The sequence below is a fragment of the Devosia sp. genome (genome assembly GCF_014860165.1).
Taxonomy (GTDB): Bacteria; Pseudomonadota; Alphaproteobacteria; order Rhizobiales; family Devosiaceae; genus Devosia.
In genome coordinates, this window is the sequence record NZ_JACZKG010000009.1 from 98,359 (window position 1) to 105,716 (window position 7,358).

A 7,358-nucleotide genomic window follows, 5' to 3' on the forward strand; every position below is an offset into this window, starting at 1 on the left:
GCCCGAGGGTGACGATCCAGTACTTGGTTGACCTGGTGTTCCCGCCCGGCGCTAGTAAGCCCGCAGCACGCTGAATTCGACCACATCGGCCAGCAGCGCCCGCATGTCCGAAACCGGCAGCGCTTCAAGCGCCTGCTGGGCCGCGCGGGCATGGGCATGCGCCTGATCGAGCGTGCGCGCCAGCGTCTTGTGGCGCTCCATGATGGCGACCACCGCGGCCACCTGCTCGGCGCTCGCCTCGGCATCGCCCAACGCCGCCGTGATCGTGGCGCGCTCGGCCTCTGTGCCGTCGGACAGCGCCAGGATCACCGGCAGGGTCATCTTGCCTTCGCGCAGGTCGTCGCCGGTATTCTTGCCCAGCGTGCCGGCCTGCCCACCATAATCCAGGGCATCGTCCACCAGCTGGAACGCATTGCCAAGTTCAAGCCCATACCGCGCCAGCGCCGCACGGCCATTGGCATCAGCGCCGCCAGACATGGCGCCGACTTCGCAGGCCGCCTCGAACAGCACGGCGGTCTTGGCGCGGATGACTTCGGCATAGTCGGCCGGCGTCGTGGTTAGGTCGCCGGTCTTGGCCAACTGGAACACTTCGCCTTCCGCCATCACGGCAGAGGCGGCGGACAATACGCCCAGCGCGCCGATATCGCCGGTTTCCACCATCATCATGAAGGCCTGGCCTAGCAGGAAATCGCCCACCAGGATGGAGGCCTTGTTGCCCCAGACCATGCGGGCAGCCGGTTTGCCCCGGCGCATGTCGCTCTCATCGACCACGTCGTCGTGGAGCAGGGTTGCATTGTGCATGAATTCGACGGCGGCGGCGAAATTGATGGCGCTGCCCTTGCCCCGCCCGAAGAGTTGGGCGGCCGCCACGGTCAGCATGGGCCGCAAGCGCTTGCCGCCGCTCTCGATGAGGTAGCGGGCGAGTTCGGGCACCATTTCGACATGGGAATCGGCGCGGCTCAGGATCAGCTCATTGACCTTGGCCATATCAGGCGCGGTCGCCTCAAGCAGCCGCTCGATCGGATTGGCCGCCGGCGCTTCTTTCATCTGCGTCAGAACTGACACTGCTATTCCGTCCTCGTTTGCCGCCTCGGGCAAATCTGGTTGAGCCTGCGGCACCTGGCCATGTATGGTCGCGCCGAACCGGCCTTCGGGGTGCGATGTCCCTAGACCAGCCAAAAGCCTTTGTAAAACACCAATCGGTAACGCGCGATGCCTTTTTGGGCGGGCGGCTCACTCTGTCGCAGCCCGCCCAGGGTTTTCGCGCCGGCCTCGATAGCGTGCTACTCGGCGCCGCCGTGGCGGAGACCCGCAACTCGCTGCTCGACCTGGGCTCTGGCGTGGGCACCGCCGCCCTGGTTGCCCTGGTTCAGAATCCCGGCCGAACGGCCACCTTGGCCGAGCAGAATGCGGAAATGGTCGAGCTCGCCAAGGCCAACGTCGACCACAATGGCCTCGCCGGTCGCGCCAATGTCGTCACCGCTGATGTCGTCGGTCCCGCCGCCGAGCGGCGAGCGGCGGGCATCGTCGATAATGGTTTCGACAGCGTCATTGCCAATCCGCCCTTCTTCGCTGATGGCGGCGGTACGCTGGCAGCCGATGCTGGTCGGGCCGGTGCCCGGCACATGGACGCATCGGCCCTGGACCTGTGGATCAAGACAGCGGCCGGCGCTGCCGCCGCAGGCAGCGAGGTGATCTTCATCTATCCGGCGCCCAGCCTCGCGCCCTTGCTGGCGGGTTTCGTCAAACGCTTCGGCGCCATCACCGTGCTGCCGCTGACCCCGCGGCCGGGCGAAGCGGCAAACCGCGTGCTGGTGCGCGGCATCAAGGGCTCGCGCGCACCACTGACGCTGCTGGCCAGTCGCGCCCTGCACGAGGCCGAGGGTCGCGCCTTCCGATCGGAGTTCGACGCAATCTTTCGTGGGACCGCGCGGCTCGTCTGGTAATCGGCGCCGGACCGCCCTAAATCTGGCGCGCAACAACAAGGATCTGGTATGGCCGACCTGACCACGCCGAAGCGAAACTGGCTGCAGCGCCTGACGGGCCTCGGCAGGACCACCATTCCCGTGGTGCGCCTGCATGGCGTCATCGCCGCCGAACAGCGCCAGGGCCGGCTCAATATCGCCACCGTCGCCCCGCTGCTGCAGCGCGCCTTCGCAATCAAGGCCGCGCCGGTTGTCGCCATCATCGTCAATTCGCCCGGCGGCTCGCCGGTGCAGAGCCGCCTCATCGCCAAGCGCATCCGCGACCTGGCCGAGGAGCATCACAAGCCCGTACTGGTCTTTGTCGAGGACGCCGCCGCCTCGGGTGGCTACTTCATCGCCGTGGCCGGTGACGAGATCATCGTCGACCCATCTTCCATCATTGGCTCCATCGGCGTCATCATGGCCGGCTTCGGCTTCGTCGGTGCGCTGGAGAAACTCGGCATCGAGCGGCGCGTGCACACCGCCGGCAACAACAAGTCGACGCTTGACCCCTTCCTGCCCGAAAAAAAGAGCGATATCGAACGCATCAAGCAGGTCGAAACCGACATTCATAACGTGTTCATCGACGTGGTGAAAAAGCGGCGTGGGGAACGTCTCAATGGTGCGGACGAAACCCTGTTTACCGGCGAATGGTGGACCGGCATGCGCGGCGTCGAGCTCGGCCTTGCTGACGCCGTCGGCGATCTGCACGAGACCCTCCACACCCGCTACGGCCCGCATCTGAACCTCAAGGTGATCGAGCCCAGGCGCAGCTGGTTCGGCCTGCCGCGCCTCGGCTTTGCCGCCTCCCTCGGCAGCGACATCAGCGCCACCATCGAGGATCGTGCGCTCTGGGCGAGGTTTGGGCTGTGACCGGCATTCTCCTCAGGGTCCTGGTCTTCGCCATCATCGGCATCGCCATCTGGCTGGGGGTACGCAAGATCTGGCGCGACTGGACTGGCCAGTTCAAGGCCGACGACGAAGAGGCCAGGCGCCTGCGCCGGGAGCGCGACCTGCGCGAACGCGCTCAGCCCGGCGTCATCGACCTCAAGCGCGACGAGGACGGCACCTACCGCCCCGGAGACGACGACAAACGCCGTTGACCCCAAGGGGCGGCCAAACTAGAGGATTGTCCCCTGATATCAGGGACTGCCAGATGACCAATCGCCCCGCCCACATGGACCCCAGGAATTCCTTCCAGGGTCTGATCCTGACGCTGCAGAATTTCTGGGCGGAGCAGGGTTGCGTCATCCTGCAGCCCTATGACATGCAGATGGGCGCCGGCACGTTTCACACCGCCACCACCCTGCGCGCCCTGGGACCCAAGCCGTGGAAGGCCGCCTATGTGCAGCCCAGCCGCCGGCCCAAGGACGGCCGCTATGGCGAGAACCCTAATCGCCTGCAGCACTATTACCAGTTCCAGGTGATCCTCAAGCCATCGCCCGACAACATCCAGGACCTCTACCTCCAGTCGCTCGCCGCGATCGGGCTCGATGCCAGCGTGCACGATATCCGCTTCGTCGAAGACGACTGGGAAAGCCCGACGCTGGGCGCCTGGGGCCTGGGCTGGGAATGCTGGTGCGACGGCATGGAAGTCAGCCAGTTCACCTATTTCCAGCAGGTGGCCGGCTTCGAATGCTCCCCCGTGCCCGGTGAAATCACCTACGGGCTCGAACGCCTCGCCATGTATGTGCAGGGCGTCGAGAACGTCTACGACCTCAACTTCAACGGCCGCGACGGCGACGACAAGGTCACCTATGGCGACGTGTTTCTGCAGAACGAGCAGGAGCAGTCCAAGTACAATTTCGAGGCCGCGGACACCGAAATCCTGTTCCGGCACTTTGCCGATGCCGAGAAGGAATGCCGGGCCATCCTCGCCAAGGGCGCCGAAGGCAATCGCCAGACCATGGCCATTCCCGCCTATGAGCAGGTCGTCAAGGCCAGCCACAACTTCAACCTGCTCGACGCCCGCGGCGTCATCTCGGTCACCGAGCGGCAGAGCTACATCCTGCGCATCCGCGAACTCGCCAAGAGCTGCGGCGAAGCCTGGCTGCAGACCGCAGGCGGCGGGGCGGAGTAACTCGCCCCGTCTCCCAGGTCAGTTGCCTGGCTGTGTCACGGCCAGCACGGTCAGCATGTGCCGCTTATGCGCCCGGTCGCGCCAGGTGATGGATTGGCCGACGCGCAGGCCGATCAGCGCCGTGCCCACGGGCGTCAGCACCGAGATGCGACCCTGGGCAATGTCGGCGTCGACAGGATAGACCAGCGTAACCACGGGCTCCTGGCCGCTATCGGTCCGATAGTGGACGGTAGAGCCCATGCGTACTATGTCGTCTGGCACATGGCCGTCCTCGACGACGCGGGCACGCTCGAGTTCGTAGAGCAGGTCATCGGACTGGTCCGGCGTGTGGGTAAGCCCGGCCATGGCCAGGACGTTGAGCTGGCGGTGATCCGCCGCGCCCAGCACGATCTCGGGATTGAGGTCGTTGTGAATGGTATTGGTCATGATGTGTGTTCTCGTATGGCCGTCGTCGCGCCTCATGCGCGCCGGGTCGGCGAATGAATGATGTTGGATGATGCGCCAAATTGCGCGGCAGATTGCGGCGCGCCTACCCTAAGCAGGCGCCGGCGCGGCGGGCATGCTTAGGGCTGCGATCCCGACAGGGGGTTTTCCAGCCAAAGTGCGACGGTTCTGCTCATGGCTGTGAACGTAGTGATGGAAGCACGCCAACGCAAGTCACCGCCCATTGCGCGCCAATCGCGACAGTGCCAATGTCCGCCCAATTCTGGTGCGCTCGGGGAGTAAACGCACATGATCGGTTGGATCATCCTTGGCCTTGTCGTCGTGGCCGCCTTCTATGCCGTCGCGCTCTATAACGGGCTGGTCAAGAACCGGCAGATGGTAGAGGAGGGCTGGTCGGGCATCGACGTGCAGCTCAAGCGCCGCACCGATCTGATTCCCAACCTCATGGAAACCGTGAAGGGCTATATGAGCCACGAGCGCGAGACGCTCGAAGCGGTGACCAATGCCCGCGCTGCCGCCACCGCCGCCGCCAACGGCACCCCCGAGCAGCGCGCCGCGGCCGAAGGCCAGCTCTCGTCCGCCCTGGGCCGGCTGATCGCCACCGCTGAGGCCTATCCGGACCTCAAGGCCAACACGACCTTCCTCGAATTCCAGGCTGCCCTGCAGACCGTGGAAGAGGAAATCCAGATGGCGCGCCGCTACTACAATGGCGCGGTGCGCAACCTTAACGTCATGGTCGAATCGGTCCCGTCCAACTTCATCGCCGGCCCCTTCGGCTTCCAGAAGGCGCAGTATTTCGAGCTCGAGAACGAAGCCGACCGCGCCGTGCCGAGCGTGAAGTTCAACTAGCGGGGCGAACGCGGCAGGCATCGAGCCTGTTGCCCCACCCCTTCCCAGCCTCCCCCGTCAAGGGGGAGGTGTCGTTCAGAGTTTTGGGCACCATCCAGCCACACCCACTGCGTCGCACCTCCCCCTTGATGGGGGAGGCTGGGAGGGGGTGATGGGAGCCCCGATGCAGGGCAACTGGCCATGAAACGCACATTCGCAATTCTCCTTGGCGTCCTTGTCGGTCTCGTGCTCGCTTTCCCCGCCACCGCGCGCGAGGAAATCCGCTCCTTCACCTCCGATGTCATCCTCAACACCGATGGCTCCGTGCAGGTCACCGAGACCATTGAGGTCAATGCCGAGGGGAGCGAGATCCGTCGCGGCATCTATCGGGACATCCCGGTGGTGATGCTGGGCAGCGATGGCGGCAAGGTGCGCCCGGGCCTCGACGTGGCCGGCGTCACCCGCGATGGCGACCAGGAGATGTACCGCGTCGAGCGCATGGGCAATTTCCAGCGCATCTGGATCGGCAACCCCGATTACTTCCTCGACTACGGCGTCCATCGCTACATCATCCGCTACACCATGACGCGCATGGCGCGGGCATTCGAAGACCACGACGAACTCTACTGGAACGCCACCGGCAATTACTGGGTGTTCCCGATCCTGGCGGCTCGTGCCACCGTCAAGTTGCCCGATGGCGCCGTGATTTCCGACCTTGTCGGCTATACCGGCGCGGCCGGCTCGACCGAACAGGCCGTTTCGATCAAGCGGACATCGGAGACATCGGCGACCTTTCGCGCCAGTCGGGCGCTGGGCGCGGGCGAGGGCATGACCATCGCGGTGGCCTTCAACAAGGGCGTGATTGCCTATCCCACCGGCTTTGCCGCGATCATGCAGCAGATGTCGGACCTGCGCGAGACGATCATCCCGCTCCTCGCGGCACTGCTGGCTGTGGCCTACAATGCCCTGGCCTGGTTTCGCGTCGGCCGCGATCCGGAAAAGGGCACCATCATTCCCCTGTTCCACGCGCCCAAGGGTTTCTCCCCGCCGCTGACCCACTACATCCACAAATGGGGTTTTGGCGACCTGGGCTGGACAGCCCTGACGGCGGCGATTTTCGATCTTGGCGTCAAGGGTCTGGTGACCATCGACAACAGCTCGGGCTCGCTTCGCATCAAGACGACAGGCAAGCAGCCCGACGAGCCACTGTCGAGCAGCGAAAACATCATCTTCAGCTATCTGCAGACCAAGAAAACCACGGTCATCGACAAGACCAATGGACCGGCCTTGCAGAAGCGGCGCGCTGAGTTTACCAGCGCCATCGAAACCGAGAACCGGGCGCTCTGGTTCAAGAACAATACCGGCTACTCGGTGCTGGGCTTCGCCCTGGCCATCCTGCTGCTGGGCGGCATGGGCTTCACCGAAATCCTCGACCCCATCTGGCTCATCGGCTCCATCGCGGTCGGCATCGTCCTGGCCACGCTGAGTGGCGTGGCCAGCAAGGGCCTCAAGGGGCGCTTCGTGCCGGGCATCGTCGGGGCCATCTGGGTCGCCGTCCTCAGCTTCAACCTTCTCGGCTTCGTCCTCGACAGCCTCACCGCGATTTCGATCAACGTGGCTTCCATCGCGGCGGTCTCCATTGTCGTCGTGACCATCGTTTTCGCCGTATTGATGCGCGCCCCGACCCTGCAGGGGCGCAAGGTGATGGACCAGATCGATGGGCTGAAACTCTATCTCGAGACCGCCGAGAAGAATCGCATGAACATGACCGAGGCGCCGCCGATGACGGCAACGCGCTTCGAGCGGCTGCTGCCCTATGCCATCGCTCTGGGTGTCGAAAAGCCGTGGAGCCAGCATTTCGAGGCCGAATTGGCCCGCCATGCGGTGAGCGATGTCACGGGCGACACCTATTCCCCGAGCTGGTATCGAGGCTCGACGGCCTCGGCCGGCCGGGTTGCGTCGAACATGACCACCGCTGTCAGCGCTGCCGCGGCAAGCATGACGGCTGCCATGGTGGCGGCTCAACCGGTGCAGGCCAGTTC

8 protein-coding genes are annotated in these 7,358 nt (G+C 64.8%); 6 read left to right on the plus strand and 2 right to left on the minus strand.

The annotated features are described in order from the left end of the window. Positions 1 to 51: 51 nt before the first annotated feature. Entirely contained in the window at positions 52 to 1,047 is a 996-nt protein-coding gene (locus IH615_RS02190) for a polyprenyl synthetase family protein (RefSeq protein ID WP_291359462.1), read from the minus strand. A 113-nt stretch (positions 1,048 to 1,160) separates the two neighbouring features. Between IH615_RS02190 and IH615_RS02195 the strand changes: the two genes are divergently transcribed. The 4 genes from IH615_RS02195 to IH615_RS02210 are packed head-to-tail and all read left to right on the plus strand — an operon-like array spanning position 1,161 to position 4,044. Continuing rightward, positions 1,161 to 1,946: a methyltransferase gene (locus IH615_RS02195; protein ID WP_291359443.1), complete on the plus strand. Its 786-nt coding sequence runs from the start codon at positions 1,161 to 1,163 to the stop codon at positions 1,944 to 1,946. Positions 1,947 to 1,994: 48 nt separating this feature from the next. Next, entirely contained in the window at positions 1,995 to 2,837 is an 843-nt protein-coding gene (locus tag IH615_RS02200; RefSeq protein ID WP_291359444.1) for a S49 family peptidase, read from the plus strand. After that, positions 2,834 to 3,067, plus strand: coding sequence for a hypothetical protein (locus IH615_RS02205; RefSeq protein ID WP_291359445.1), 234 nt, complete (start codon positions 2,834 to 2,836; stop codon positions 3,065 to 3,067). Before IH615_RS02200 ends, IH615_RS02205 begins: the two co-directional genes overlap by 4 nt. A 53-nt stretch (positions 3,068 to 3,120) precedes the next feature. Then, complete coding sequence (locus IH615_RS02210; protein WP_291359446.1) at positions 3,121 to 4,044, plus strand: glycine--tRNA ligase subunit alpha; 924 nt, start codon at positions 3,121 to 3,123, stop codon at positions 4,042 to 4,044. A gap of 18 nt (positions 4,045 to 4,062) precedes the next feature. On the opposite strand, the gene rnk is transcribed toward IH615_RS02210, so the two are convergent. Beyond that, positions 4,063 to 4,470: a nucleoside diphosphate kinase regulator gene (gene rnk, locus IH615_RS02215; RefSeq protein ID WP_291359447.1), complete on the minus strand. Its 408-nt coding sequence runs from the start codon at positions 4,468 to 4,470 to the stop codon at positions 4,063 to 4,065. 306 nt (positions 4,471 to 4,776) lie between these two features. On the opposite strand from rnk, the gene IH615_RS02220 reads away from it, so the two are divergent. Together IH615_RS02220 and IH615_RS02225 are read left to right on the plus strand one after the other, a co-directional pair. After that, positions 4,777 to 5,337, plus strand: coding sequence for a LemA family protein (locus IH615_RS02220; protein WP_291359449.1), 561 nt, complete (start codon positions 4,777 to 4,779; stop codon positions 5,335 to 5,337). Positions 5,338 to 5,517: 180 nt separating this feature from the next. Continuing rightward, a partial coding sequence (locus tag IH615_RS02225) for a DUF2207 domain-containing protein (protein ID WP_291359451.1) occupies positions 5,518 to 7,358 on the plus strand: 1,841 nt, incomplete at its 3' end.

What these genes read in the sequence shown, in the direction of transcription:
- IH615_RS02220 (WP_291359449.1), top strand. Translation starts at nt 4,777, where the DNA reads ATGATCGGTTGGATCATCCTTGGCCTTGTCGTCGTGGCCGCCTTCTAT.
- IH615_RS02210 (WP_291359446.1), top strand. Translation starts at nt 3,121, where the DNA reads ATGACCAATCGCCCCGCCCACATGGACCCCAGGAATTCCTTCCAGGGT.
- IH615_RS02195 (WP_291359443.1), top strand. Translation starts at nt 1,161, where the DNA reads ATGTCCCTAGACCAGCCAAAAGCCTTTGTAAAACACCAATCGGTAACG.
- IH615_RS02190 (WP_291359462.1), bottom strand. Translation starts at nt 1,047, where the DNA reads ATGAAAGAAGCGCCGGCGGCCAATCCGATCGAGCGGCTGCTTGAGGCG.
- IH615_RS02200 (WP_291359444.1), top strand. Translation starts at nt 1,995, where the DNA reads ATGGCCGACCTGACCACGCCGAAGCGAAACTGGCTGCAGCGCCTGACG.
- rnk (WP_291359447.1), bottom strand. Translation starts at nt 4,470, where the DNA reads ATGACCAATACCATTCACAACGACCTCAATCCCGAGATCGTGCTGGGC.